General features: G+C 59.2%; 25 protein-coding genes and 1 tRNA gene. 14 read left to right on the plus strand and 12 right to left on the minus strand.

All coding sequences use genetic code 11. The features are described 5' to 3' along the window. Positions 1-106: 106 nt before the first annotated feature. From lspA to H2170_02415, 9 genes are all read right to left on the minus strand, one after another. Entirely contained in the window at positions 107-691 is a 585-nt protein-coding gene (lspA, locus tag H2170_02375; GenBank protein ID MCS6298937.1) for a signal peptidase II, read from the minus strand. Next, positions 688-2,019 carry a TraR/DksA C4-type zinc finger protein gene (locus tag H2170_02380; GenBank protein MCS6298938.1) on the minus strand — a complete coding sequence of 444 codons (1,332 nt, stop codon included), beginning with the start codon at positions 2,017-2,019 and terminating at the stop codon, positions 688-690. Before H2170_02380 ends, lspA begins: the two co-directional genes overlap by 4 nt. A 26-nt stretch (positions 2,020-2,045) precedes the next feature. Further along, on the minus strand, positions 2,046-4,907 hold the full coding sequence (ileS, locus tag H2170_02385; protein ID MCS6298939.1) for an isoleucine--tRNA ligase: 2,862 nt from the start codon (positions 4,905-4,907) through the stop codon (positions 2,046-2,048). Between the two features lie 200 nt (positions 4,908-5,107). Then, a complete protein-coding gene (locus H2170_02390) occupies positions 5,108-5,578 on the minus strand; it encodes a hypothetical protein (GenBank protein ID MCS6298940.1) in 471 nt (156 codons plus the stop codon). Then, on the minus strand, positions 5,565-5,837 hold the full coding sequence (locus tag H2170_02395) for an ATP-dependent Clp protease adaptor ClpS (protein ID MCS6298941.1): 273 nt from the start codon (positions 5,835-5,837) through the stop codon (positions 5,565-5,567). Before H2170_02395 ends, H2170_02390 begins: the two co-directional genes overlap by 14 nt. Beyond that, positions 5,834-7,600, minus strand: a complete 1,767-nt coding sequence (locus H2170_02400; GenBank protein MCS6298942.1) for a proline--tRNA ligase — start codon at positions 7,598-7,600, stop codon at positions 5,834-5,836. Before H2170_02400 ends, H2170_02395 begins: the two co-directional genes overlap by 4 nt. 236 nt (positions 7,601-7,836) lie before the next feature. Further along, complete coding sequence (locus H2170_02405) at positions 7,837-8,832, minus strand: HD domain-containing protein (protein MCS6298943.1); 996 nt, start codon at positions 8,830-8,832, stop codon at positions 7,837-7,839. Between the two features lie 9 nt (positions 8,833-8,841). Then, positions 8,842-9,399, minus strand: coding sequence for an isochorismatase family protein (locus tag H2170_02410; GenBank protein ID MCS6298944.1), 558 nt, complete (start codon positions 9,397-9,399; stop codon positions 8,842-8,844). Between the two features lie 317 nt (positions 9,400-9,716). After that, on the minus strand, positions 9,717-10,382 hold the full coding sequence (locus tag H2170_02415) for a metallophosphoesterase (protein MCS6298945.1): 666 nt from the start codon (positions 10,380-10,382) through the stop codon (positions 9,717-9,719). 59 nt (positions 10,383-10,441) lie between these two features. On the opposite strand from H2170_02415, the gene H2170_02420 reads away from it, so the two are divergent. The 5 genes from H2170_02420 (at position 10,442) to H2170_02440 (ending at position 15,428) form a co-directional block, all read left to right on the plus strand. Continuing rightward, on the plus strand, positions 10,442-10,984 hold the full coding sequence (locus H2170_02420) for a hypothetical protein (protein ID MCS6298946.1): 543 nt from the start codon (positions 10,442-10,444) through the stop codon (positions 10,982-10,984). A gap of 210 nt (positions 10,985-11,194) precedes the next feature. Then, a complete protein-coding gene (gene arsJ / locus H2170_02425) occupies positions 11,195-12,436 on the plus strand; it encodes an organoarsenical effux MFS transporter ArsJ (protein ID MCS6298947.1) in 1,242 nt (413 codons plus the stop codon). A 123-nt stretch (positions 12,437-12,559) separates the two neighbouring features. Then, entirely contained in the window at positions 12,560-13,636 is a 1,077-nt protein-coding gene (gene arsB, locus H2170_02430) for an ACR3 family arsenite efflux transporter (protein ID MCS6298948.1), read from the plus strand. A gap of 51 nt (positions 13,637-13,687) precedes the next feature. Then, complete coding sequence (locus tag H2170_02435) at positions 13,688-14,287, plus strand: HAD family phosphatase (GenBank protein ID MCS6298949.1); 600 nt, start codon at positions 13,688-13,690, stop codon at positions 14,285-14,287. Between the two features lie 46 nt (positions 14,288-14,333). Then, entirely contained in the window at positions 14,334-15,428 is a 1,095-nt protein-coding gene (locus tag H2170_02440) for a histidinol-phosphate transaminase (GenBank protein MCS6298950.1), read from the plus strand. A gap of 88 nt (positions 15,429-15,516) precedes the next feature. On the opposite strand, the gene H2170_02445 is transcribed toward H2170_02440, so the two are convergent. Further along, entirely contained in the window at positions 15,517-17,184 is a 1,668-nt protein-coding gene (locus H2170_02445; protein MCS6298951.1) for a hypothetical protein, read from the minus strand. A 236-nt stretch (positions 17,185-17,420) separates the two neighbouring features. On the opposite strand from H2170_02445, the gene H2170_02450 reads away from it, so the two are divergent. The 3 genes from H2170_02450 to H2170_02460 all read left to right on the plus strand — a co-directional run bounded on the left by H2170_02450 (position 17,421) and on the right by H2170_02460 (position 21,502). Then, positions 17,421-18,572, plus strand: coding sequence for an outer membrane beta-barrel protein (locus H2170_02450; GenBank protein MCS6298952.1), 1,152 nt, complete (start codon positions 17,421-17,423; stop codon positions 18,570-18,572). Positions 18,573-18,650: 78 nt separating this feature from the next. Then, positions 18,651-19,262, plus strand: coding sequence for a polysaccharide export protein (locus H2170_02455; GenBank protein ID MCS6298953.1), 612 nt, complete (start codon positions 18,651-18,653; stop codon positions 19,260-19,262). 17 nt (positions 19,263-19,279) lie between these two features. Continuing rightward, positions 19,280-21,502 carry a polysaccharide biosynthesis tyrosine autokinase gene (locus H2170_02460; GenBank protein MCS6298954.1) on the plus strand — a complete coding sequence of 741 codons (2,223 nt, stop codon included), beginning with the start codon at positions 19,280-19,282 and terminating at the stop codon, positions 21,500-21,502. 68 nt (positions 21,503-21,570) lie between these two features. On the opposite strand, the gene H2170_02465 is transcribed toward H2170_02460, so the two are convergent. Both H2170_02465 and rpsR read right to left on the minus strand, forming a co-directional pair. Then, positions 21,571-22,587 (minus strand): threonylcarbamoyl-AMP synthase, encoded by a 1,017-nt coding sequence (locus H2170_02465; GenBank protein ID MCS6298955.1) that lies wholly within the window; start codon positions 22,585-22,587, stop codon positions 21,571-21,573. A 60-nt stretch (positions 22,588-22,647) separates the two neighbouring features. Beyond that, on the minus strand, positions 22,648-22,842 hold the full coding sequence (gene rpsR / locus H2170_02470; GenBank protein ID MCS6298956.1) for a 30S ribosomal protein S18: 195 nt from the start codon (positions 22,840-22,842) through the stop codon (positions 22,648-22,650). A gap of 92 nt (positions 22,843-22,934) precedes the next feature. Between rpsR and H2170_02475 the strand changes: the two genes are divergently transcribed. The 6 genes from H2170_02475 to H2170_02500 all read left to right on the plus strand — a co-directional run bounded on the left by H2170_02475 (position 22,935) and on the right by H2170_02500 (position 26,355). Further along, positions 22,935-23,010: transfer RNA gene (locus H2170_02475), tRNA-Arg, on the plus strand. Positions 23,011-23,081: 71 nt separating this feature from the next. Further along, positions 23,082-23,528: a type II secretion system major pseudopilin GspG gene (gene gspG, locus H2170_02480; protein ID MCS6298957.1), complete on the plus strand. Its 447-nt coding sequence runs from the start codon at positions 23,082-23,084 to the stop codon at positions 23,526-23,528. Between the two features lie 35 nt (positions 23,529-23,563). Beyond that, the gene (locus H2170_02485; protein ID MCS6298958.1) at positions 23,564-24,085 is read left to right on the plus strand and encodes a prepilin-type N-terminal cleavage/methylation domain-containing protein; all 522 of its coding nucleotides are present in this window, start codon (positions 23,564-23,566) and stop codon (positions 24,083-24,085) included. After that, positions 24,082-24,543: a prepilin-type N-terminal cleavage/methylation domain-containing protein gene (locus H2170_02490; GenBank protein ID MCS6298959.1), complete on the plus strand. Its 462-nt coding sequence runs from the start codon at positions 24,082-24,084 to the stop codon at positions 24,541-24,543. The genes H2170_02485 and H2170_02490 overlap by 4 nt, the downstream gene beginning before the upstream one ends. Beyond that, positions 24,540-25,181 carry a prepilin-type N-terminal cleavage/methylation domain-containing protein gene (locus tag H2170_02495; protein ID MCS6298960.1) on the plus strand — a complete coding sequence of 214 codons (642 nt, stop codon included), beginning with the start codon at positions 24,540-24,542 and terminating at the stop codon, positions 25,179-25,181. Before H2170_02490 ends, H2170_02495 begins: the two co-directional genes overlap by 4 nt. A 58-nt stretch (positions 25,182-25,239) precedes the next feature. Further along, positions 25,240-26,355 (plus strand): general secretion pathway protein GspK, encoded by a 1,116-nt coding sequence (locus H2170_02500; GenBank protein MCS6298961.1) that lies wholly within the window; start codon positions 25,240-25,242, stop codon positions 26,353-26,355. Positions 26,356-26,379: the final 24 nt, after the last annotated feature.

A 26,379-nucleotide genomic window follows, 5' to 3' on the forward strand; every position in this document is an offset into this window, starting at 1 on the left:
ACGCTAATGAGTCTGACTGGCTTCCGGCCAAGCGGCTTTTCCCTATTTGGGCCGGGTTCGTTTGCGCCGTTGTGATCGCAGCGGAGTTTGAATCCGCTTTGGCTGATTACGACTGCACGCTTTGCGGCGGACCTTGGCGCAGCGAGTGAAAGAGGTAGATCGTCACCCCGATACAAATCCCTGCGTCGGCGACGTTGAAGGTGGGGTAAATGTACTCACCGAAGTGGAAATCGAGGAAGTCGATTACGTGCCCGTGGATCATGCGATCCACCAAGTTGCCAATGATGCCGCCACAGAGCAGGCCGAAGGCGAGTTGGACGGGGCGCTGTTTGAGTTCAAGGGCGTGCCGCCAAAAATAAATCCCAGTCAGAGTGAGCAGCGCGGCCAGGGCTAGTAGGGTTGTTTGGCCTGTGAACAGGCTCCAGGCCGCTCCCGTATTCCCCACGTGAATGATGTAGAAAAAACCGTCGATCACGGTGACGGGGTGAACATGGTAGTTGGCCCCGTCGAAGGGGATCGCTAGGGCGATCCAGACCTTGGTGATTTGGTCGAGCACGAACACGCCAAGACTCAGCCACCAGAACAGTTGGTAGGCTTGAATTCGTTGCCAGCGGGAAACCACGGATGGGGTAGGCACCGAGGTTTCCTGAGTGTGGCTTGGCGCGAAAGGAGTAGCCTTGGGCTGGCTCATTCGTCGTCGCCGTCGCCACCGCTACCGGGGCTGAGCGTCGCACCTTCTTCGCCCATCTCGCCAAACAAGCCGGCTTGGGAGCGCGAGCGCATGCGGTTTTTCTCGATGTCCTTCTGCGCCTCGGCCGAGTAACGGGTAAACGGCACCGCAACCAGACGCTCCTTGGCGATCGGCTTCTGGGTGTTTTCGCAGATGCCGTACGTGCCGTCCTTAATTCGCTTGATGGCGGATTCGACCTCGGAGAGCGCCTCCTGCTCGGAGGAAACCAACGACAGGGCGAAGTCGCGGTCGAAGGTGTCGGTGCCCGCATCGGCCATGTGTTGGCCGTAGCTGGAGAGATCGCCGGCATCATCTTTGGAGGAACGCTTGAGGGTCTCTTCGGAGTGGGTATCAATCTGGCCCGTCAAGTGGTTGCGGAGCTCAATGAGGAGTTTGTAGTAGCGGCGATACTTTTCCGGAATGGATTCGCTCTCGTCCACGGGAACCTGTTTTTTCTTGGGGTTAAAGCCCAAGATGTCGGCTAATGACGCAGCCTTGATGTGGTTGGGCTGCGAGGGCTTAAGCAATTTATCGTCGGCAAGCAGTTTGGTCGTCTTGTTGGTGACTTTGGTGCTTGCGGCCTTCAGTTCTTCTTCCTGCTTGGTCGCGGTTTTGGCGATCTCTCGGATTTCGTCGAGGGAGAACGCGATCGGACGAACCGGACCCTTCTTTTGCAGGATACGGGTGCGCAGGTCGCTCAGTGCTTGCGACTTGGTGGACATGGGTTTGGTCGCGCCGGTGTCCTTGGTTTCAACGCTCTTGACCAGAGGTTTAAGGGGTTTTTGCACGGTGGGGGTGGGGGGCGGGGTTGGCTTCTTGGGAAGCGGGGCGGGCTTGGCGGCCGGTTTGGCTTCGGGCGCGGACTTCGGCGCCGATTTGGCAACGGGTGCGGGCTTACTCGTCTTAACGGCCGTTTTGGCGTTGGACTTAAGCGCTAAAGGCTTCGTTGCTGATTTTTTTGGTGCAGGCGAAGGGGCCGGCTTTGCAACCTTGGTGGTTTTCGCGGACTTTTTGGGTTTCACGGGTTTGAGGTTTTTGGCTGACTTAGCTGCGGGGGTGGGAGCTACGCGCGATGCTGACTTGGCAGCCGCTGCGGGTTTAGCCGATTTGGCCGTTTTGGCGATCGTAGCGCGTGCAGCGGGTTTGGCCGACTTGGCGGACTTGGCAGGGGCAACGCGGGGGGCGGGCTTGGCCGGTGGTTTTTTAGCTGCCGGTTTTGCCGTATTTTGCGGCTTAACTGCGGGCATCTTTTTTTGCGTGGGCGTGGGCTTTTTCGCTTTTTTGGCCATGATTGATCGAGGGTATGTGGTTAAACTTAAAGTGAGTGGAGCGCTTCGGCGCAGCGCGGGCAGACTTCGCCATGTACGGTCGTTTCCAAGCTTGGCACCCAGCGCCAGCAGCGAGGACAACGCACATACCCGAGTTCCTCGCCGTGACGCACTGACACCTCAAAGGCGGGGTTGGTGCCGTCCTGAATGACAACGAGAGAAACAATGAAGAGTTCAGGCAGGAAATCGTGATGTTTTGCCAAAATCGCACGGAGCGGATCGGTCGGGGCGAGCGACAGGGTGATGACCGCGTCGAGCGACTTGCCGAGTTTGCCCGCGGCACGCAGCGGCTCGATGGCCTCGTTGACCTTCGCGCGGACTTTGAGCAGCGCGGCCATATCGGCTTCGAGCTCCGGATTGGTCCAGGCTGCGTCCGCCTCGGGCCAATTCTGCAGGTGGATCGGGTCGTTGGTGAACTCAGTCTTGGTCGTCGCGTAGGACCACGCTTCGTCGGCCGTGAAGGTCAGCACGGGGGCGAGGATTTTAACTAACACTTCGAAGATGTGGTGGATCGCGGTCTGCGAAGAGCGGCGCAGCGGGTGCGCCGTACCAAGGGTGTAGAGCCGGTCCTTGAGGATGTCGTGATAAACCGCCGACAGCGTGACGGCGCAGAACGAGCTCACCGCTTGGATCACGCGGTGGTATTCGTAGGCATCGTACGCGGAGGTGGCCTCGGCGAGCAGTTTTGCGGTCTGGTGAAGAGCCCAGCGGTCGAGCGTGTCGAGTTGGGAGTAGGGCAGCGCGTCTTTGGCCGGATCGAAGTCGCACAGGGTGGCTAGCTGGTAACGCAGGGTGTTGCGTAGATTGCGGTAGCCTTCGGCCGCGTTGTTGAGGATTTTCTCCGAGAGCGTGATGTCCTGGGTGAAATCCTGCGAGGCGATCCAGAAGCGGATAACGTCCGCACCGTACTGCGCGATATAGTTGTCCGAGGTCGGGGGCTTTTCGTACTGGCCGGACTTGGAGATTTTTTTGCCGTCTTCACCGACGATGAAGCCGTGGGTGAGCACCGCCTTGTAGGGCGCTCCACCTTGGGAAATCACGCCGGTCCACAGCGAGGACTGGAACCAGCCGCGGTGTTGGTCGGAGCCTTCGAGGTAAAGGTCGGCGGGCCACTGGGTGGCGCCCTGGTGGTTCTTCAGCACGGCGGCGTGCGAAGAACCGGAGTCGATCCACACGTCGAGCGTGTCGCGCCCGATGGTGAGCGCGGTGGCGGCAGGCCAGCCGGCGGGTAAAGTCACGCCGGCGAGAATTTCGCTGGTGGTGGCGTCGTACCAGAAGTTGGTGCCTCGGGTCGCAATTTTGTCGGCGACGGCGCGGATGACCGAGGCGTCAATAAACGCGTTTTTGTCGGTGTCGTAGAACGCGATGATGGGCACGCCCCAAGAACGTTGGCGGCTGATGCACCAGTCGGGACGGGCCTCGACGGCACCACGGATGCGAGTCTCGCCCCAGATGGGGATCCATTGGACTCCGGCGATGGATTTGAGCGCAGTCTCGCGCGGGGACGGCGCGGCGGCGTCGGCCTTGCGGTCAAGGCCGACAAACCACTGGTCGACAGCGCGGAAGATGATCGGAGTCTTGGAGCGCCAGCAATGCGGGTAGCTGTGGGTGTACTTGGCTTTGGCCAGCAAGGCACCTGCGCCGGCGAGTTTTTTCAGGACTGCGAGGTTGGCGGGAGAGGTTTTTTTGGCGGCGATATCCTCGACGGTTTCAAGTGTGCTGATGCCGACCAAGTCGGCGGGGACTTGTCCGTCGTCGAGGTAGCGACCATCGGCACCGACGGGGCAGTAAATTTCCAACTTGTAACGCAGTCCGGTGAGGTAGTCGTCGGCGCCATGTCCGGGAGCGGTGTGGACGCAACCGGTGCCGCTGTCGGTGGTGACGTAATCGCCCAGCACAACCGGCGACGCGCGGTCTACGAACGGGTGGCGAGTGGCCAGGCCTTCGAGCAATGAGCCTTTAACCGTCGCTGCGATGGATGGGGCGGCCTCGATTTTGGCGGCGGCGAGCACGGCTCCGAGCAAGGCCTGCGCAACGACGATGCGCTCGGATCCGAGGTCGGCGACCACGTAGTCCACGTCGGCGTTAACAGCGATCGCGAGGTTGGCCGGAATGGTCCACGGCGTAGTGGTCCAGATGACAATAAACAGCGGTTTTTCGGTGGGGAGGTTGAACTTGGCTGCTTCGGCGGCGGGGACCGCGAACTTAACCCAAATGGCCGTCGAGACGTGGTCTTTGTATTCGATTTCGGCCTCGGCCAGAGCGGTCTCGAAGGGGATCGACCAATACACCGGCTTCTTGGAGCGGTAAACCAAGCCGTTTTCGACGAACGAGGAGAAAGTGCGGATAATGTCCGCCTCGTAGGCCGGGGCCTTGGTTTTGTATTCGTTCTTCCAATCGGCTTGGACGCCGAGGCGTTTAAATTGTTTGGTCTGGGTGGTGATCCAGCTCTCGGAGAAGGCGTCGCACAGCGAGCGCATCTCGGCGGTGGAGACCTGCTTGTTCTCGGCCTGCAAGGAGCGCATCACCTTTTGTTCGATGGGCAAACCATGGCAGTCCCAGCCCGGCACGTACGGGGTGCGGTAGCCACGCAGCGACTTGTAGCGCAGGGTGATGTCCTTGAGGGATTTGTTGAGCGCGGTGCCGATGTGGACATCGCCGTTGGTGAACGGCGGGCCGTCGTGCAGGACGAACGTCTTGCCGGTGTTGGCGTTCTTGCGCTGGATAGCGGCGTAGAGATCGAGTTTGTCCCAATGGGCGAGGCGAGAGGGCTCGCGCTGCACGAGATTTGCCCGCATGGGGAAATCTGTTTTAGGGAGCTGGAGGGTGTCTTTCAGTTCTTGCGCCATGCCTGTGGAAAGCGGCGCAGGCTACCCCCGCGCCCCCCGTAGTCAAGGGAAGAGGCAGGCCTGTTTTTGGCGCGGGAAAACATCGGCCGATTGGCCGGGCTTACGAAGACTTCCTGTGTGCAAATGGGGCACCCAATTCAACCAGACTGGAAGTCGCGCTACTTAAAAAAACACTCCGAGCGGGCTCGACTTGCTTTTGCTCAATCCTCTTCGGGCGACATCGGATCGAGGTACTTCAGGATGATTTTCTGGAGTTCATCCAAAAACATGAAGCACGCGAAGGCCTTCTGCTCCGCCGGATCCCAATTGCCGATGTTACTGCTGGCTTCGAGGGCCTCCAGGGTGTCGTCGGTGATTTGCGCCAGGTGGGTCTTGCGGAAGCGCAACCGCAGGGCGGCGCAAGCGCGCAGCACCGCCTCAGCATTTTCACGGTCGAAGGAAACAACGCCTTCGCTGAAAAATTCCTGGTCGAAGAGCGAAAAGAGGCGGTCGCAGTCCTCGCGTTGCGACTCGAGTAGGTCCTCGCGCCACACTGCGGCGAGTTCAGCATCGGCCTCGGCCAACGCAATCGGCACGGCCAATTGCGTGCGCAATTCATCGGCCACCGACTTGATCAAGTCGAGTAACGGGGCGACCGCAGGAATGCTCAAACGGACATCAACTCGCTTCATGGGGCTCGATGGTGGCGCAAAGGTGCCACTGTTGAAGTGAAAAGGCGTAGGCTTCGGCATTTTCGCGCACCCCCGCCCAAACGATGGAGCGGCCTGATTCGTGTGCCTCCATCATGTGTTGGACCGCGGTGGCTTCGTCGAAACCAAACAGCTTGCGCAGCACCATCACCGCATAGGACATGCGTGTTACTGCGTCGTTAAGGAAAACAACGCGCCACGCCTGCGGCCCTGAATCGGTGTGATCAGTTGAACCGCTCATGCTTGGGCAAACGCGTCACGGACGACAGCGGCGATGTGTTCGGCAGCCTCGGCGACGGGCACTTTGATGACGTCCTTCTTGGAGCGCCATTTCAGCTCGATGACACCGGCCTGCAGGCCTTTGCCTCCGATGGTGATGCGTAGCGGAATACCAATAAGGTCGGCATCCTTGAATTTAACTCCGGGGCGCTCCTCGCGGTCGTCGATGATCACATCGGCACCGGCTTGTTCGGCGACTGCGGCCAGTTTCTTGGCGAGCTCCGCAGGTTCAGCTACCGAGGGATCTAGCAGCGTGATGATCACTTGGAACGGGGCAACCGACCAGGGCCAGATGATGCCGTCGTTGTCGTGGCTTTGCTCGATCACGGCCTGCATCGTACGGCTGATGCCGATACCGTAGCAGCCCATGACCATCGGGTGGGATTGCTTCTGGTCGTCGGTGTAGACCGCGCCGAATTTCTCCGAGTACTTGGTGCCGAGTTTGAAGATATGGCCGACCTCGATGCCGCGTTTAACTTGCAGCGGTTGACCGTTCTTGGGGTCGGGCTCGCCGGGACGCACGCGGCGAAAATCGCCAAATTTGGTGATCTCGAGGTCGCGGGTCACGTTGACGTTGCGCAGGTGGAAACCGTCCTTGTTGGCACCGGTCACACCATTGCCGATCAGGCGAATGGCATGGTCGGCGAACACACCGACGAGGGCTGACGGATCTTTGATCGAGCCTTTGACGGCGCCAAGGCTGCCGGGTTTGGCACCGAGGACGGGCTCGATTTCTTCGGCGGTGGCGGCGCGGCACAGGGTGAAACCGAGCGAGCCCAACTTGGCCTCTTCGAGCTCGTCGTTACCGCGAATGATAACGATGAACGGTTTGCCGTCGCCGATGTAGACGAGGGTCTTGAACTGCTGGTCGGCCTTCACGCCGTAGGGAGCGGCTTCGAGCGCGGCGATGGTCAGAGCGCCAGGGGTGGGGAACTCCTCGACTAGACCGATCGGGGCTGCATCGACTAGGTCGGCAGGCACCAGAGCACTGGTGGCTTTTTCGCGGTTGGCCGCGTAGCCGCTGGCCTCGTTGTAGATCACGTCGTCGTCGCCGATTTCGGCGGGGACCATGAACTCGTGGGAAAAACTGCCGCCCATCACGCCGGTGTCGGCCTCGACTGCGATGGCGGTTACACCGATGCGTTTAAAGAAGCGCACGTAGGCGTCCTTCATCGCCATGTAGCTCTTGATCGCGCCGTCGTCGGTGGCGTCGAACGAATACGAATCCATCATGACGAACTCGCGGGCGCGCATCAGGCCGAAGCGCGGGCGGATCTCGTTACGGAATTTGGTGGCGATCTGGTAAAAGTTTTTCGGCAGGTCGCGGTAGCTGGTGATCTCGTTTTTGACCAGCGGGGTGATGATTTCCTCGTGGGTCGGCCCGAGCACGAACTCGGGTTCGCGGGAGCGTCCTTTGTTAGCGCCGGCGTTGTCGACGCGGAACATGATCTCGCGGGCGGCGGCCCAGCGCGGGCCCTGTTCCCAGTTTTCCACGGGATGGATGTGCGGCATCCACAGTTCGATGGCGTCGGCGACTTCAAGTTCATCCCGGCAGATCTGTGAGATCTTCTGCATGACACGCAGGCCGAGCGGCATGTAGGAATAGAGGCCGCCGCCGAGCTTGCGCACGATGCCTGCGCGCATGAGCAGCTTATGGGAGGCGATTTCTGCATCGGCCGGGCTATCGCGCAGGGTGGAAATGTGGAACTTGGTCCAAGTCTTCATGAAGTTCGTCAACGAAACATCCGCGTCGGCCCGGGGCAATGGTTATCCTCGCGCTAAGGAAAATTGGGCTTTTCCGGCAGGCCGATCGTCCGGAAACGGGTGCGCCCTTCGCCGGTTAAAAGTAGCGCAGACTTCCAGTCTGCTCCGAGAATGGCTGACGCAGGCATGATGCAGACTGGAAGTCCGCGCTACTTGCCGGAGCAGACTGGAAGTCTGCGCTACTCACTGACGGTCGGCTACGTTTTTGGCGTGAGCGGTTTGGTCAGTAGCACGGTGCTCAAGCCCGGCAGGCGTTCGGAAAAATCCGAGCTGTCGTTGGCCTGCCGCAGCGTGCGCTGGACCATGCCCATCTTGGCGTCGAGGTTGTCGATCATCGACACAAACACCGCCTCCGGCGTCGCCGCATACACCGCCGCTCCCCACTCGGGTTCGCCCTGGTGGCTGAGCACGATGTGCTCCAGGCGCTCCAGGCGCTCGGAGTCTAGACGCGACTTGATCCCGTGTTTACGCGCGAGTTGGTAGCCCAAAACCACGTGGCCTTGCAGGATTCCCTTGCGGCTGCGTTTGGTGGCGAGCGAACCCTCGTATTCGACGGTTTTGCCGGTGTCGTGAATCAGGATCCCGGCCATGGCCAGGTCCGCGTCGACTTCAGGGTAGAGCGGCAACAGGGCTTTGCAGGCGCGCGCCATGTGGATGGTGTGCTCCAACAGGCCGTGGCGGTAGGCGTGGTGCATGGCCACTGCCGCCGGCGTCCACTTGAACACCTCGCCGACCTCCTCGAAAATCCCGCGCACGGTCATGCGTAATTCGTCGTGCTTAATCGCGTCGATGAAGTGCTGGAATTCAGCCCAAAGTTCGCCGACGGGTTCGGGCGCAACTTCGACCAGGTTGTCGATCAATCCCGGGGCGCCGAGTTCCTCCTCGGAGAGCGCCGCCACTTTGAGTAACTTCGGCGAAAGCCTGCCCTGGTAATAATCGATGCGGCCCTCCACGCGCAGCACTCCTCCCTCGCCGGCCGCTTTGACCGTGTCGAATACCGCGCCGTCGCTAAACAGCGTGCAGCCGAAGGATCCGGTGCGGTCGCCCAAGTCGAGGGTGAGAAACGGATTGCCGTTGGACGCGTTCTTGCTGGTGAGTTTTTTAACCACCAGAACACTCGCGAAGGGGCGCCCGGAGGCGTCGACTAGCGCCTTGAGTTCGCGGACAGAAAGCAGGGGGAGTTCTTCGGTCATGGGGTGGGGTCAGGTGTATTTTTTAACCAGCTGGGTGTAGCCTTTGAAAAACGGGTGCGTGGCGTCGTGAAGTAACGCATAAAACACGCTTTCCGAGGGCAAGAGGTGAACGCCCGCGCGCACCAAGGCGCTCAGGCAGAACGCGGCGTCCTCGGGGCGGCGCGCACCCACTGCATCGCTGAGTACGGTGACTTGAAGGTTTGCGTTAATCGCCCCCAGCGCGGTTTGGTAAACACAGATCGGCGTCTCGATGCCGCAGATAATCAGGTGGTCGAGTTCGAGCGCTTGAATGGTTTCGGCGATGCCATCGTCGCCGAACGCCGAGAAGGTGCTTTTCGCATGAACCGGGGCGTCGGGGGCGAGCGCGAGCAGTTCGGGGGCGGTGCCACCGAGTTTGCGCGGGAGTTGCTCGGTGAAGGCGACTTGAATGCCGAGACCAGCGGCCGCCTCAATGGCGAAGGCGCAGCGTTTTTGAACCGTCTCGGTCTGGTGGATGCCCTTGAGAAAGGCGGGTTGCAGATCGACGACGAGCAGGAGGACACCGGCAAGGGGAGTGGGCGTGGACATGGTGGTTTAAGGCGGCTCCTCGACGTTTTCGTTCGGTAGCCCCCAAACCATTGGCCACAAAAAACACAAAATGACACAAAAAAGGCCAACGTTGACGCCTTCGCAGTTAATAATCCGCCCAGATGATTTAGCCGCAAAAAAGCGCAGAAGTCGTAAAAATAAAACCCTGCAGAAGCCACTCCGTTTTTTGCGCTGTTTGCGCCTCTTTGCGGCCACCCGCCGTTTATGGGGGTGTAGGGATTGCTGACCACGGCTTGGCTTTGCGGCCTTTGCGAGGGTTTGGCGGTCTTTGCCCTAAAAATTCGCTCCTGTCATTTTCAGGGATAATAACGGCGGCGGGCTTTGACCTGCACGAACCGTTTTTCAGGCAGAATGTAGGCGGTGAGCTGGCCGCCCATCACGCAGGCCGTGTCGATGCCGACCGACCACTTGCGCTTATAGACCTCGGGGCGCGGCGTGTGCCCGTAAACGACGAAGGGCGGGCCGGTCCACAAGTCGGCCCACGCCGGTGCATCGGGCGCGTCGGCGCGTTTGCACGGCCGCCCTTGGGCGTTAATCGACTGGATACGGGTAACGACCTCCGCCTTCTGGCGCTGCCAGGGCTCGTTGGGCATGAATCCGCCGTGCACATACACGGTGTTCAGCTCTGCTTCGAAATAGGTGAGCGGCATGGCGGCCAGGTAGTCCCAGTCCGACGGCCGCAACTTTTGAAAGGTATCGGCGTCTGTTTCGCGTGAAATCGAAGCAATCGGGGTTTTATTTTTGCGGTACTCGAGCAAACGCAGCTCGTGATTACCCAAAAGTGAGATGGCTCGGTGCTGGCGGGCGAGGTCGATGACTTTACAACTATCGGGGCCGCGGTTGACCAGATCGCCGACCAGGACCAGACGGTCGTCCTTTGTGAGTACGAGCTGTTCGAGCAGCTCGGCAAACTCCTGGTGACACCCATGGATGTCGCCGATGGCGATGATTCGTCCGTTCATTCGTGCAAATGCGCAAATTTGCTAGCGTCCCCCCTCGGTGGAAGTAAACAAGAAAGCCTATGGATTTAAATCTGCAGCCCCTCGCCAGCTCCTGTTTTGTCACCGGAACTCCCTTTGGTGACGGCGAGCGAGTGATTAGTTTTTTGATGCGCAGCGAGACCAGCGAGGAAGTGATGCGCTACGACGTGGCGGTGTCGGCCCGCGAGCGCTTAACGGTCCCAGGCACCGTGGCCTGCAGTTGGGGGCATGTGTTCAAGGCGCGCAAAGTCGGGGAAAATCCCGAGCGTGAGCTCAAGCTGACGGCCGAAAACCTGTTCGTCACCCTGGCCGATCCGGCGAACGAAATCGCCCCAGAAAACGAGCGCCTAGTGCAGTTTCTCGCACTGATGCTGGAGCGCAAAAAGCTGCTGCGACCCAAGGGCCGGGCGGCGGACGGCGCGCGCAATCTCTACGAACACGCCAAGACCAAACTCATCTACGCGGTGCCCGCCGGAGAGTTGAATCCGGAGTTTTTTATGGCGATTCAGGACCAGTTGAGCGCGCTGGTGGGTGGCGGCAAGAAGCCGGCCGAGGCCAAACCAGCGGCGGCTAAGGCGGGCTGATTTGCCCCCTCCGCAGCGCAGCGGGCATTCCCTCCTCCCCGTAAGCCTCGCGATCAAAAACCGCGCAGCCCTGTGTTTTTCACCCTGACCATCAACTGCGGAACTCAGGCTAATGCATAGGACAGGTCGAAAAGATTCGATTGCATTGTGTCGTCGCAGCTCTTTCTGCCTCTTGGCGAATTTGCGAAAAAGGCCGGATTTTGATCATCGATGAACTTAAGAAATTACATTCTCGTTACCGGCGCCTATTGGGGGTTCACCCTCACCGATGGGGCGTTGCGCATGCTGGTGTTGCTCCACTTTTTCAATTTGGGCTACGCGCCGGTGACCTTGGCGTTTTTGTTTTTGCTCTACGAATTCTTTGGCATCGTGACCAACCTGCTGGGGGGGTGGCTGGCATCGCGGCTGGGGTTGCGCTTCACCTTGGTTGCGGGACTTGGGTTGCAAGTGGGCGCGCTGGCCATGCTGGCATTATTGAACCCTGCCTGGCCGGAATTGGGCTCGTTGGCGTGGGTGATGGTTTCGCAGGCGCTTTCAGGCATCGCCAAAGACCTCACCAAGATGAGCTCCAAGAGCGCCATCAAGGTGTTGGTTCCCGCTGACGCCAAGGGAACGCTATTTAAGTGGGTGGCCGTGCTCACGGGATCCAAAAACGCGCTCAAGGGGGTGGGCTTTTTCGTTGGTGGGTTCTTGCTCACGACCGCGGGTTTTTCTGGTGCGCTCTGGATCATGGCTGGTGTTCTTGGGTTGGTCTGGCTCGGGTCCTGGGCGTCGCTTCCCCGTGAGCTAGGCAAGGCCAAGACCAAGGCGGTTTTTGCGGATCTGTTTTCGAAAAGCCGCGAGATTAACGTGCTTTGCCTCGCCCGGTTTTTTTTGTTCGGCGCACGCGACATCTGGTTCGTGGTGGGGGCGCCGGTTTTCCTGCGAGGGGTGCTCGGTTGGAGTTTTGAGCAGGTGGGAGCGTTTATGGCCTTTTGGGTGATTGGCTATGGCATCGTGCAGGCCACCACGCCGGTGCTACTGCGGGGGCGAGCACCCGCTCGCGGCACGGCGGTGGCAGGTGCGCTGAGTCTGGCTGCGGTCGCCGGAGCCATTCCCTTGGCGCTGGGGGCTGGTGGGCCGGCGAATGTCGTGATTGTGGGCGGATTGGCGGTTTTTGGCGCGGTGTTTGCGCTGAATTCGGCGGTGCATTCCTACCTGATTTTAGACTATACCGACGGCGACAAAGTCGCGCTCAACGTGGGGTTTTATTACATGGCCAACGCGGGCGGACGGTTGGTGGGTTGCCTGCTTTCGGGGGTTCTCTACCAGCTCGCCGGGCTGTCGGGTTGTCTTTGGGGCACCTTTGCCTTTGCCGCAGTCGCCGCAGGGGTGGCGTTCAAACTCCCGGCCGAAGCGCTGCATGCCGATAAACTGGCGCAAGCCCGGGTTGGGGCCGACAGCGGAGATTAACGCCTTTGTTTTTGGGGACGCGAATTCGCACCGGCCCCTCCACGCGAGGTTTTTCGGAAGGGGGGCGCGGTTCGAATCTTTCGGGCTGTTCGTTCTGAGGCTTTGGTGTGAATACTGTGGGCTGTGAGCAAATTGACCCAACGACTTTCGTTTCTGGACCGCTGGCTTACGGCGTGGATTTTTGCCGCGATGGCGCTCGGCGTGGCCCTCGGGCGGTTCGCCCCGGCGCTGGCCGAAACGCTCACTGGCTGGAGCGTGGGCACCACCTCGGTGCCGATCGCGATCGGCCTGGTGCTGATGATGTATCCGCCGCTCGCCAAGGTGCGCTACGAGGAGCTACCCGATGTGTTCCGCGATAAAAAGGTGCTCGGCCTCTCACTGGTGCAAAACTGGCTGATTGGGCCGGTGCTGATGTTCGCTCTGGCAGTGGTTTTCCTGCGCGACCAACCCGAGTATTTCGCCGGGCTGGTGCTGGTGGGCATCGCGCGCTGCATCGCCATGGTGATCGTGTGGAACGACCTCGCTGGCGGCAGCCGCGAGTATTGCGCCGGCCTGGTGGCGGCCAACGCGCTGTTTCAGGTGTTCGCCTTCGCCCCGCTGGCTTGGCTGTTTTTGAAAATCCTGCCGCCGCTCGTCGGGGTGGATTTGGGCGTGCTCGATCTGTCGGCCATCACCATCGGCAGCATCGCGCAAAGCGTGTTCATTTACCTGGGAATTCCGTTTCTGGCGGGTTGGCTGACGCGCTTCACGCTGCGGCGTGGAGGGGCCGAGCGGCAGGCTTGGTTTGATCAAAAGTTTATGCCTGCGATCAGCCCGGTGACGCTCGGTGCGCTGCTGTTTACGATCGTGGTGATGTTTAGTTTGCAAGGAGAGCAAGTGCTGGCGCGGCCGCTTGACGTGTTGCACATCGCGGTGCCACTGGTGGTGTATTTTGCGATCATGTTCACGGCGACCTTCTGGTTGAGCGTGAAGGCGGGGGCTGACTACGCGAAGGCGGCCACCCTGGGTTTCACGGCGTCGGGTAACAACTTTGAGTTGGCGATCGCGGTGGCGGTGGGCGTTTTCGGGCTGACCTCGGGGGCGGCGTTTGCGGCGGTGGTCGGGCCGCTGGTTGAGGTGCCGGCGTTGATCGCCCTGGTGGCGGTGGCGCTGCGCTGGAAACGCCGCGTGAGCAGTGGCGTTTCGCTACGCGAAGGCTGAGCGCCACTGGGCTTGCGCTGGTGGGGGAGATGCGAAAGATCCGCCGCAATCATGAAACTCGACATCCCTTCAGGTGAATTCGCCGGCTTTATCTTCGACCTCGATGGTACGCTCATCGACACCATGCCGCTGCACTACCGGGCTTGGGATGGCGCGATGCGTGAGCACGGGCTGAGGGAAACGTTGAACGAAGATTTGTTTTACTCGCTCGGCGGGGTGCCCACGGTGCGCGTGGCCGAGCTGATCGGCGCGCATTATGGGCTCCATGTGAATCCGCATGCGGTGGAGGTGACCAAGGAGCGGTTGTTTTTGCAGCGGCTGGATACGGTCGAGCATATCGCGCCGGTGGTGGCGTTTGCCCGGCGCATGGCGGTCTCGCACCCGGTGTCGATTGCCACGGGTGGAATGCCCGAGGTGGCGATGCCAGCACTCCGCGCCGCAGGACTGCTGGATTTGTTTAAAATCGTAGTGACTCCGCAGGATGTGGCGCAGGGGCGGGGCAAGCCCGCGCCGGATATGTTTTTGTTGGCTGCTGAGAAGATGGGCGTGCCGGCCAACCAGTGCCTCGTGTTTGAGGACGCCGAGCCGGGCATTCGCGCCGGGCTGGCGGCGGGCATGCAGGTCGTGCGGGTGCCAAGCCGGCTGGTGTGACAAAAGGCTTTTGATGGAGGGCGGGATCAGCTTGGCTGCTCGCTTCATGAAGCTGGACACACTCGTCAATCCCTCCGTCCTCACGCAGCCGGTCTACGAACCGGGTAAACCGATCGAGGATGTCGCGCGCGAACTCGGGCTCGACCCGACGACAATCATCAAGTTGGCCTCGAACGAGAATCCGTTCGGTCCTTCGCCGCTGGGCAAGGCGGCAGCGCTGCGGGCTATCGAGCAAAGCGAGCTGTATCCGGACGGTGGTTGCGTGGCGCTGCGCGCGAAGCTGGCCCGGGTCTACGGGTTCGAAGCGAATCAGTTCGTGATCGGTAATGGTTCCAACGAGCTGATCGAGCTGCTGGGGCATGTCTTTTTACAGCCGGGCGACGAGGTGGTCATGGGCAATCCGTCGTTTGCGGTGTATAAACTGGTCGCGCTGCTCTTCGGGGCAAAGCCGGTGGAGGTGCCGCTGGTGAACCACACCCACGATCTGGCGGCGTTGGCGGCGGCGGTGACCCCGCGCACCAAGCTGGTTTTTGTGCCCAGCCCGAACAACCCGATGGGCACGGCCAACTCCGAGGCGGAGCTGCTGGCGTTCGCGCGCAGCCTGCCCGAGCACGTGGTGTTTGTCTTCGACGAGGCCTATGCGGAGTACTTGGACAACCCGCCCGACCTGCGTCCGCTCATCCGCGAAGGTCGCAAGGTGGTGTGTTTGCGCACGTTTTCCAAGATCTACGGCCTAGCCTCGCTGCGGGTGGGTTTTGGCTACGCGGGGCCGGAGTTGGCGGGGCTGCTCACCCGGGTGCGGCAACCGTTTAACGTGAATGCGATCGGCCAGGCGGCGGCACTGGCGGCCTTGGACGACCATGAGTTTATCCAGAAATGCGGCCGGGAAAACCGCGTGGGGCTGGTGCGGCTGGAGAGCGGGTTCCGCGCCCTGGGGCTGGAGATCGTCCCGAGCGTGGCGAATTTTTTACTGGTGCGGGTCGGCGATGGGGCGCGGGTGTTTATGGAGCTGCAAAAGCGCGGGGTGATCGTGCGGCCGATGCGGCCCTACGGCATGCCGGAGTGGTTGCGCGTCACCGTTGGCACCGCTGCGCAAAACGAGCGGCTGCTGGAGACATTGGCTGCGGTTTTAGGCCGCTGAGCCGGGCTGCTTCTTGGAGTCGGGGACGTGAAGAGGGGCGAGTGAGTCGCAAGGAATGGGTGTCGGGTTTCCCCTTCCAGTTAACCCTTCACGAGGTCGGCAAGGTGACCGAGAGTGCGGCGCGCAAGTCTTGGAGCAGGCTGGTGCGCTCGGGCGAGAACAGGAACAGGTCGCTGCCCAACTCGGCGAAGGCGGCGCGTAGTACGGTCTGCGAGGGCTTACGCATGGTGAGGAGCTTGCGGACGTTGGTGGCGAGCGGGGCTGTGTTGTTTAACTCCAGATCCAACTGCACCAAGTTGGTCAGGGCGGCCTGATTGAGAGCGTCGGCCTGCACTGCCTGCTCGAGCACCTTTCGGGCTTGGGCCTTAGCTCCGACGGAAAGCAGGCGCTTGGAAACGGCGATCAGGTTGTCGGCGCGCACATTGTCCTGCTTGAGGAAGTTGTTGAGGAAAAGTTGTCCAGCCTCGGCATCGCCTAGGCCGTAGTGGGCGATGGATTGCAGGCCGTTAAACACCGCGTAAAAGCGTTTACCCCATTCAGGGTTTTCCTTTAACAGATCGCGGACCAACTCGAGGGCGCTCTGGTATTGTTTAGACACGATGCACGCCTCCACGGTCATCAGCGCGGCACCGTCCCAGTTGAGGTTATTAGACCGGGTGTGGTCATAAATGCGGCGGGCGAGCAAAATGTCGCCGGTGTTGGCTGCGAAGTCTGCGAGCGCGAGCAAAGCGGAAGGCTCGTTGCTGAAATCGCGGTAGATTTCCTCCACGTTGGTGCGCAGCGAGGCGGTGTCGCCCTCTTTTTGGTAGGCGTAAAGCAGGTCGATACGAGCGCGGGCGTTGCGGGGATTGGCGAGGGTGCGTACGAAGCTCTCCCGACGGGCCTCGTTGTCACGGCCAAGATCGCGCAGGTAGGTGATGGTGAGTGCGTAGATTTCGCCGTCATCGGGGCGTTCGGTGGCCAGTTTCTTGACCTGATCCAGCGCTAGATCCTTGGCTCCGCGATCCCAGTTGATTCGCGCCAGCAGTAGGCGACCATCACGGGATGAGTCGACTTGGTAGCGGCGCAGAATCGTCTCGGCCTCGTCGAAATTGCCGCGAAAGTAACAGGAGGAGGCGGCCGCCAGCGCGACCAATTGATTGCGCGGGGTCAGGGCTTCGTTGTTACCGAGAAGCTCGTGGTAGAACGTCAGGACTTGTTTGTCCTCTTGTTGTTGAAGAAGGAATGCAAAGAGGGTTTTGAGGTACTCGGAGTCTTCTTTGTGGTAGGTGAAGCCTTCGAGCAGAGTGGTGCGACTTAGGTCGGGGCGCTTCCTGAGGGCGTAAATCTGTGCGAGTAGCAGGCGGCCTTCTTTGTTGGCCGGGGATTTGATAAGACCTAGGCGTAGGCCGTCATAGGCTTCGCGGTAGTTTTGTTTTTTTAGATCGGCTTGGGCCTTGGCGATAAGGAAGTCGCCCCGTGAGACCTCGTAGGCATGCCAACGGGCGGGTAAAAGGAGCATGTCGGTAAACCGTACGTCAGTGAAGCCGCGGTTGTATTTCACGAAAAAGTAGGCGGCCGAGGCGGTTCCTATCCAGCCCAGCAGGCCGACGATTACCGTAAAAAGTGCGAAGCGCTTCCAGTAAATTTGAATCTGCCAGCCACGGTCATGGCGCCGGAACGAAAAGGGCGTAAAGCGGCGCATACCCTGCGCTTTGCTCGAGCTGGGTGATGAGGACAGCTTCAAACTGGAGGAGGATGTATCTTTTACGGACATGAGTGTGCGAGCTAGAAGCGAGCCTTCAACGGAGGCAATCGGGATATTGGGCTGATTTTTTGGGGGCTGCACGTCGGGGATAAACCGGATGCCGAAAAAGTTTCAGTACAAGACTTGCATTCGGCTTATTTTTAGGCTTTCAGCTTGTTTGATTGGTCTGATTCAAGCTGCGGAAGTAGCTCCCATTCAGGGTCTAGCCATTTAAGTTCTTAATTGCTTTAGTTTAAATATTATACATGAAAAAAACAGTACAACACCTTGTTATTCTTGGAGGTATGGGATCTGCTGTGTTTGCAGCTCCATTTTTGGCGATTGGTGACAACGCCGAACTTTTTGCCACCGCAAACTCCAGCGTCGCCTATAACGACAACTTGCTTCTGGGCCGTGATGGCTCTGAGCTCACCGACACCGTTTTTGTAGTCACTCCTGGTTTTGATCTGAAGTACGGCAAGGATTCCGCCGTGAGTGGCGATGTGTTCGCTAACTCCACGCTCTCCAGCTATGCCGACAACGTTAAGCTCAATAACCAGTTGTTCGCAACCGGTGCCACCGCCGCCTACGCTTCCGAGCGTGCTAAACTGAACGCCAATCTTTCGTTTGCCGAACTGGACCAGCCCACAGCCGATAACGCAGCCGCTACCGCGACTCAGGGTACGCTGCTTGAGCACCACGACACTGCCGCCGGCATCAATGGCGAGCTGCGTTACTCCGAGAAGATCAGCTTCGGCTCTGGCGTCAGCTACGCGAGCAACGATTACAAATCGAGCACTTCAACTGAGCAGAAGAGCTACTCGGTTCCGGTTAATGTCTATTACGAACTGACCCCCAAGGTGGACGTCAGCACCGGTCTGACCTACACCCATACCGAATTGTCAGGCAACATCGGTGCCGGTAATCCCGATCTCTTCGACGCCTACTACTATAACGTCGGTACTCGCGGTACCTTCACCCCCAAGCTGTCCGGTTCGTTCAGCGTCGGTTACAATACCCGCAACGGTAACGTCGGTCAGGATGAGGATGGTTCGGTCGGTAGCAAAGCCTCATTGGCCTACGCCTACTCGGAAAAAACCCAACTCACCCTGGGTTTTAACCGTGACTTCGCTAATTCAACCTCGGGCGGTAACTCTTACGAGACGACCGACCTCACCCTCGGTGCCAGCAGCGCGATCACGGTGGACTGGCGCCTGAGCGCTGGACTGACTTACCGCACCATGGAGTTTACCGACAGAACTAACGACTATGTCGAGGGTAAGCTCGGTGCTACCTACACGATTAACGAGTATCTTAGCGCTGGCATCGACTACGTGAAGCGCGCGCAGACCTCGGATAATGCGGCTTTTGAGTTCGCTGGTAACGTGGTCTCATTGTCCCTGTCCGCTCGTTACTAAGGAGAGTAGCTTGACCATTTACAAAGACGGAGGAGGATCGAATGATCTTCTTCCGTCTTTTTTTTTAAGCCCGAGCCTATGTTGTCCAATATCAAAATCACCCTTCTTGCAGGGTTTTCCCTGCTGATAGTATTTCCTGCGCAGGCTGAAGAGCCAAAGCCTTCAGCTGTTCCCGCCGCAGCGCTACTCGATTACTTGCTGCAGCCGTCGGATCTCCTTGATGTTCAGATTTTTCAGGAGGAAAACCTGAAGCGTGCAGTGCGGGTTTCGCAGGAGTATTCCATCACGTTGCCGCTCATCGGTAAGGTCGACGTCAAGGGCAAGTCCCTGCGCCAAGCCGAGGATCTCATTCGCGAGCTCTACGCCCGTGATTATCTGGTCAACCCGCAGATCAACGTGGTGGTGATCGAATACGCGAAGCGCTCGGTCAACGTGATCGGCCAAGTCAATCAACCCGGAGCGGTCTTGTTTCCCCAGGAGCAGGGTCTGACTCTGTTGGACGCGGTGTCGCGTGCGGGCGGATTTAGCCGTCTGGCTAACCGTACTCAAGTGAAGCTCACGCGGACGAATGCGGACGGTAAGTCCGATACGTACGTCATCGATGCGGACGACCTGATCAAAGGACGTTCCAGCAACACCTGGCCACTACTCGTTAACGACATTGTTTTTGTACCGGAGCGCATTCTCTAAAGTTAAAGTTTTTTTCCATGGATTCACATTCTAAGCAATCGTCAGGGCAACCAGGTGGCGGTTCGGGCGAACAGGGTTATGGCGGCGGGTACGGGGGCTACGACGCAGTCGGCTACGGTGGCGAAAGTTCGATGCAGCGCGGTTTTCAGGACTATGCTCTGATTCTGCGTGAGCGCATGTGGTACATCATCGTGGTGTTCCTCGTCGTGTTTTCTTCGGCGCTGGTTTACACGTTCAGCCAGACCAAGATTTATCAGTCTTCGGCCAGCGTACAGATCTTCCGCAGCGACCCGACCGTGATGAAAAACGTCGAGGCCGTGGTGGATAACACGGTTCGTGGTACCGAGGATCTTAATACGGTGGTCGAGGTGCTCAGCAGCGGTGCCATCATCCAGAAGGTGGCTGAACGCATCACTGGTGAAGACATGCGCCAATTCATGGCCCCTTATGAAAAGGGCAAGGGCAGTGATCCGGTTACGCCTTTGGAGGTTTTGGGCGACAATCGTAAAATCGTTCCCAAGCGCCTCAGCTTACTCATCAATGTCGTCTATCGGCACCCCGATCGTCTCATTGCGGCAAAAGTGGCCAATCTGTTCGTAGACGAATTCATCGCCTACAACGCCCGCGTTCGCATCGATGAGTCGATGAAGGCGGTCGAAGAGCTTAAAATTCGTGCCGAGCAGCAGGAGCGCACGGTTAAGGATTTGGCTAACGAGCTTCAGTCCTATCTCGAGCGCAACAACATGGTCTCGCTCGACCAGCGCAAAGACATCGTGACCGAAAAGCTCAAGGCGCTGAATCTTTACGTGACGTCGACGGACGCCAAATTCAAGGACGCAGGCATCCGGTGGAAACAAGTGCAGGAGCGACAAGCCGAAGGCGGCGATCTGACGCAACTATCCTTTATTGCTGCGCAACCGCTTATCAGCCAACTGCTCAATGATGTTTCGTCGAAGAAGATAGTGGTCGCCCAGCTGCGGGATCGTTACCGCGAGAAACACCCCATAATGATGGAGGCAATGAACTCGCTGGCACAGGCCGAGCGCGAGTTGAGCAAGGCCATCATCAATGCGGCCGCGACCATCGAGTCGGACTACCAAAGCGCACGCCGCAATGATGAGCAGGCGAGGGGCTCTTTGGCCACAGCCAGCACGGAGACGATGGCGTTGGATCGTGCCGCCGTTGAATACTCCGAGCGTTCACGCAAACTTGTTATCAACGAGCAGCTTCTCCAAAACATTATCGTGCGTATGCGCGATACCACTATGATCTCCACCATGGAGACGCAGAATGCACGCGTCGTGGACAAGGCGGCTCCCTCACAGGAAAGTGATTACGTTTCACCCAAAATCCCACTTAATCTCGGGCTTGGTTTTGTCGGTGGTCTCGGTCTCGGTTTGGCCTTCGCTTTCTTTGTCTCGTTTATCGATGACCGCGTTAAGAGTTCGTTTGATATCGAGTCGGTTGTCGGCCTTCCGCTGATCGGCATCATTCCGCAGATCAAAAAAATGGAGCAGCCGGATAAGGCGCAGATCGTCATTAACAATGCCGACCGCCAAGTCTGTGAGGCGTTTCTCACCTTGCATTCAAGCCTGCGGCTCAAGGATGAGAGCAAGAATGCCCAGTGTATTCTGGTCACAAGTACCATTCCGGGTGAGGGCAAGTCGTTCACCACAACGAACTTGGCGCTTACTTTTGCCGCGCATGGCGAGCGGGTTGCGATCATTGATTGCGACTTGCGAAAGCCCAACGTTCACAAGTCCTTCCGCTTGGAGAATCGCAAGGGGGTCATCGATATTTGCGCGGGAACGGCGACGATCGATGATGTGGTGGTTCGTGGCGTTCACCCCAATCTCGATGTGATCACGACGGGTGGTCGTGCCAAGAACCCGACCCAGATCCTCAACGGTAAGAATTTCGAGTCGATGATCGCCGATCTGCGTAAACGCTATGACCGCATCTTCTTTGATACGCCTCCGCTGGCTGCGGTGAGCGATGCGTTGATCGTTCTACCCTTGGTCGATGGTTCCGTCTTTACGGTTTTCTTTAATAAAGTCCGTCGTAAGGCAGCTCAGTTTAGCGCCAAGAAGCTGACTGAGTCCAACGTGCCGGTATTTGGTGCGGTCCTTAACGGTCTTAATCTTGCCGTGTCAGGGTATTACTATGCCCAATATTACGACAAGTCGTACAAGGATTACTATGTGGTGATGTCCAAGGAGGACGCCACCCCTGAGCGGTAAAACGCGGGTTTAATTAACCCGTTGGCAGTAAAAAAAGAGGCGGATCGCAATGATCCGCCTTTTTTGTGTCAGGCGAGTGCGCGCTTGGCGGCGGCGCGGCTGAGACGGTCGTTGATGGCAAGCGCCAGCGCGCTGTTGCCGGGCGCAAGTTCAGCATGGATTTGTTTCCATCCACCTGAATCCAGAATGCGCAGCTGATGGAAAAGGTTGTGAGCCGCCGTAATGAGCTCATCTCCATGATTCGCCAACCAGAAGACATTCGGGGCCGTTTGGCTGAGCTTGGGCTGATTGACAAATAGCACGGCCTCGTTGTTGGCCAGTTTACGCAGAAAGCCGGGTGCGAGTTTCTCGACCAATGTCAGCGGCGTACGGGGGCTATAGTGTCTCTCGAGCATCCCTGGTGCGGGGGCTGCGGTGTGGGCGGGCGTTTTCCTCGCATAGGCTGCGACTTTATGAACGAGCACCATTTCCAGTGCCTCTCTTGAAATGGATCCGGGCCGAAGGATGGCCGGTTTGCTGGGGTTACGAAGATCAATGATGGTGGATTCGACGCCGATTTCGGCTGGGCCGCCATCCAGGATGTACCTGATACTCTGGCCAAGCCCATCTCTTACATGGGCAGCCGTGGTGGGGCTGATGTAGCCAAAGGGGTTGGCGCTTGGTGCCGCTAGGGGGCAACCGCTGCGTTCGATGAGCTCGCGAAAAAGCGGGTGTGCGGGCATGCGTATCGCGACGCTATCTAATCCGGAGGTCACGATCGACGGAACTCCGGGCTGTTTGGGGAGCACCAGCGTGAGCGGGCCGGGCCAGAACGCTTTGGCAAGCAAGCGAGCGGCGTCGTTAATCGAGGCGACTTCACCAGCTTGGTCGAGCGAGTTAACGTGGACAATAAGAGGGTCGTTAGCCGGACGGCCCTTGGCGCGGAAAACGGCGCGGCACGCTTTAGCATTCCGGGCATCGGCCGCCAGTCCGTAGACGGTTTCAGTGGGGGCAGCGACGATGCCACCACCTGCGAGCACGTTGGCTAACAGGGCCAAATTGCGAGGGGTAGGGCGGTAGATACGGGCGGCAGGTGACGTGCGCATGGCATGAAAAAGGCCGGAGTGATTAGCTCCGGCCTGCGCTGCGATTTCTCAACAGTTCGCTTAGAGAGCGAGCAAGTTGTTACGAGACTGTTTGATGGTCTTCGTAACCGCGCGCTGCTGCTTGGCGGAAAGGTGAGTGTACTTGCGCGGCAAGATCTTGCCGGTGTCAGTTACGTAGTTGCGCAAAGCCTGCGGCGTGGTGAACGGAATCTGCTCAGGCGTAAGGCTCTGCTGGGTGTTTTCGGTCGTGCTCATTTGAAAAAGAGGATCAGAAAAACCGGTGAAGCCAAAGGTTGTCAACCTACAATCCAATCTCCACGTTGAAGATCGATGCAGGCAAAGGGTTCGTCTCCGTAGCTCAACTGGATAGAGCAGCGCTTTCCTAAAGCGCCTATCCCGGTTCAAGTCCGGGCGGGGGCACCATTTCTTTCGCGTCGCCTTTGCTCGGCCCCCTCGCAACTTGGCTCAGCATTCTTAGTCTTAACGTTTTTCCCATGCGTTCCTCCCTCCACAAATCCCTGCGCGCTTCCCAGCGTGCGTTTACCCTGCTCGAAATACTCGTGGTCCTGGCGATCATCGGCCTCCTTGTCGGCCTCGCCGTCACTAAGGTCGGCGGCATTTTTGGCGCCAAACAGGAGGACATCGCCCGGCTGTTTGTTAACTCCAGCATCAAGACTCCGCTCACCGCCTATCGCATCGACACCGGTGGTTATCCTTCAACCGCTGAGGGCTTGCAGGCGCTCGTCACCGCCCCGGCAACCCGGGCTGACTCATGGAAGGGCCCTTACATCGAAACGCCCGGTGGCAAGCTTCCGCTTGACCCTTGGCAGGAGTCCTACGTTTACCGCTTCCCCGGTGTGAAGAACAAGGACAGCTATGACCTTTTCTCCAAGGGCCCGGACAAAGCCGAGGGCACATCTGACGATATCGGCAACTGGTAGGACCGCCCCGTTCCGGCTAAACGGCGCGAGAACCTATGTCTGTATCCATTCCTCGAATAGCCGCTGGCCGGTCGGGCTTCACGCTGCTCGAAGTGTTGGTGACAATCGCCCTGATCGCCTTGCTCACCGGGGTGTTGGTGGTAGGAACTTCTCGGCTGCTCGGCGATCGCCCCAAGACCCCGGACGAGTTGTTTTGGTCGGCCGCTTCGGCCGCTCGCAAGGAGGCACTGCTCCAGAATCAATCGGTGCGTCTGAGCCTCGATGCGAAGTCGCGAAAATTTATCCTCGCCTCTTCGGCCGCAGAAACCCGCATGCCTTTCGTTCCCACTCAAATCGCGGAGATCGAGTTTCTCCCGCCGAAATCGCCGTCGACGTATTCGGCTATTCTCATCGCCGGTGAGCTCGTCGAAACGCGTACTCAACCCTTCGTGACGTTTTATGGGGACGGGACATGTTCGCCATTTCGGGTGCAATTGAAGAGCCGCACTCAAACTCGGGTGCTTGAAATCGACCCGTGGACATGCGCCCCCATGCTTGCGCCCTTAGCCGACCGATGAACCGCACGCCTCCCTCAGCTTTTACACTTCTGGAGGTACTGGTGGCCTTGGCGCTTTTCGCCATGGCCGCGGTGGTACTGGGGACGGGCTACGTCAACGTGCTCAACGGTTACCAGGTGGCGCGCCGGGCTACGGTGAGCGACCCCGAGGTTCAGTTTGCGAGGGCGCAGTTGCTCGCCCAGGCCGATGTGGAATTGGCGCGGCGGGGTGGGGATTTTGCGGCGGGGGACGGGCGGGCTGTACACTGGACGGCAACCATCGAGCCCACCTCACAGGCCGATCTCTTCGCCGTCACGTTCGATTGTGAAATCGCCGGTCAAGACACAATCAACAGCCAGAAAGTCCGTGAGGTTTTCCGGCTGCTACGGCCGACCTGGTCGGTGGCGACCGACCGCGCCACCCTGCGCACCGCCTCGCGCGATCGAATCCTTAAGCTGCAGGAGCGCGTCAACAAATGAAGCGGCGCGGATTCACTCTTTTGGAGACATTACTCGCGCTCGCCTTGGCCGGGCTGCTGATGGTGGGGCTCAACACGTTTGTTTTTTCGATGGGCGAATTATGGGGACGCAACACCGACCTGCGCCTCTTCGATCAGCACATTCGGGCGGTCACGAGGTTTATGCAGCATGAGCTGCGTGCCGCGGCTCGACCTCCGGCGGCTTCCGCCGATGCCCCCCCGTTTACCATGGCGGAGATTCGCACCCAGGCGGGCGTGACCGAGACGTTGCTCACATTTGAACTCTTCGAGGGCAGCCGCCTGTTCGTCTGGCCGGGGCAACCGCTGCCCGAAGTGGTGTGTTCGCTATCGGTGCGCGAGGGCGCAGGCCTTTTGTTGCTGTGGCATTCGCGGGTGGAAAAGGATTTTGCGGAACAACCCCCGCGCGAGACCGTGGTTTCGCCTTTGGTCACGGGCCTAGGGTACGATTATTACGACGCGGATTTCAAGAATTGGAAAAACGAAACCCAGCCTCGGCGCAACGCTCAGGGTGGGTATGACGCCCCGCAGCGGCTGCGCCTTAAGTTCACCTATCGCACCCGTTCGCAGGAAGTGTTGATTGTCTTGCCCGCAGGAACTCAGGGAATCCCTGCTTTTTAACATGCGTCGCTTCTCTCGATTTCCATCCCCTTGCCGACGCGGTTCCGTATTGCTCATCGTGCTCGTCACGCTGGTGTTCGCCACCTCGGCCCTGCTTCTGTTCATAGAAAAAGCGGGTACCGATCTGCTGGTGGATATCCGGGAAGCCGATGCCGCCCGCTTGCGGCAGGAAGCCTACTCCGCTCTCGAGACGACCCTCGCCGTGCTGGAGGACTTCCGCGTGGTCGGGGACGGGCTTCACGGTCCGGCCGAAGGCTGGGGTGACCCGCTCGGCTTTGCCGGTTACACGCCTGCCGAGGGACGTACGGTGGAGGTTTCACTGGAGGACGAGAGCGCCAAGTTGCCGCTTCCCTCTGTGAAGGCGGAGATGCTCATCGCGGTGTTCAAGTCCTGGCAGGTGCCCCAAACCGATGCCGAGCGCCTCACGGACTCACTGCTGGGTTGGATCAAAAAGGATCACACCGCGACTGCGATTGGCGCACCGACCTTAACGGATTACGAAAATACGGCACTGCCCTTTGTTCCTCCGGGACGGTCACTGCGCTCATTTGCCGAATTGGCTGCGATTGAGGGCGTGCGCCAGGTGTTTTTCGATGAAGTCACCGGTTTTCCGACAGAGATGTATCAACGCTTCACCGACACCTTTTCGCTTTATGATTTCGATTCGCCCAACCTGAACGGCAATCGGCTCGAGCCCCTGCTGGCACTTGAAACCATCGACGCGCAGCAGCAGCAGCGGGTGGCCGAATTCCTATCTGGCGCGGGCTCGTACCAAAGCCAAGGCCCAGGGTTTTTCAAAAGCGGGCGCAGCGTTGCCGCAGTCGCGGGAGGGCAACTCGCGAAACTGGGCTATGGGTACAAAGTGAGTGCGCTGCGGATTACCGTGACGGTTCGGCAGGGCTTGGCTTCTTTCCGCTTGATGGCGGTGGTGGCTCCGGAGGGCGGCGCCAAGGTCGCCCCGGCCAGCTCAGCCAGCAGCGTAGCGACCGAAGCGAGTCCAGCCGCGGTCAGTTCCAACAAAGCCGCCCAGAAGTCCGATCCCAGGCGTGCGCCCCCGGCAGATAAAACCTCCGGCCAGCCCGCCGATCTCAAATACCCGTTTACGTTTCTCGAAATCCGTGAAAACGATAGTGCTGTTCCGCCCCCTGCCTCTACCGCTGAACCGTCTGCATGAGCCTCACTTCGTTTAAACGCTTTT

The sequence above is a fragment of the Opitutus sp. genome, from assembly GCA_024998815.1.
Taxonomy (GTDB): Bacteria; Verrucomicrobiota; Verrucomicrobiia; order Opitutales; family Opitutaceae; genus Rariglobus.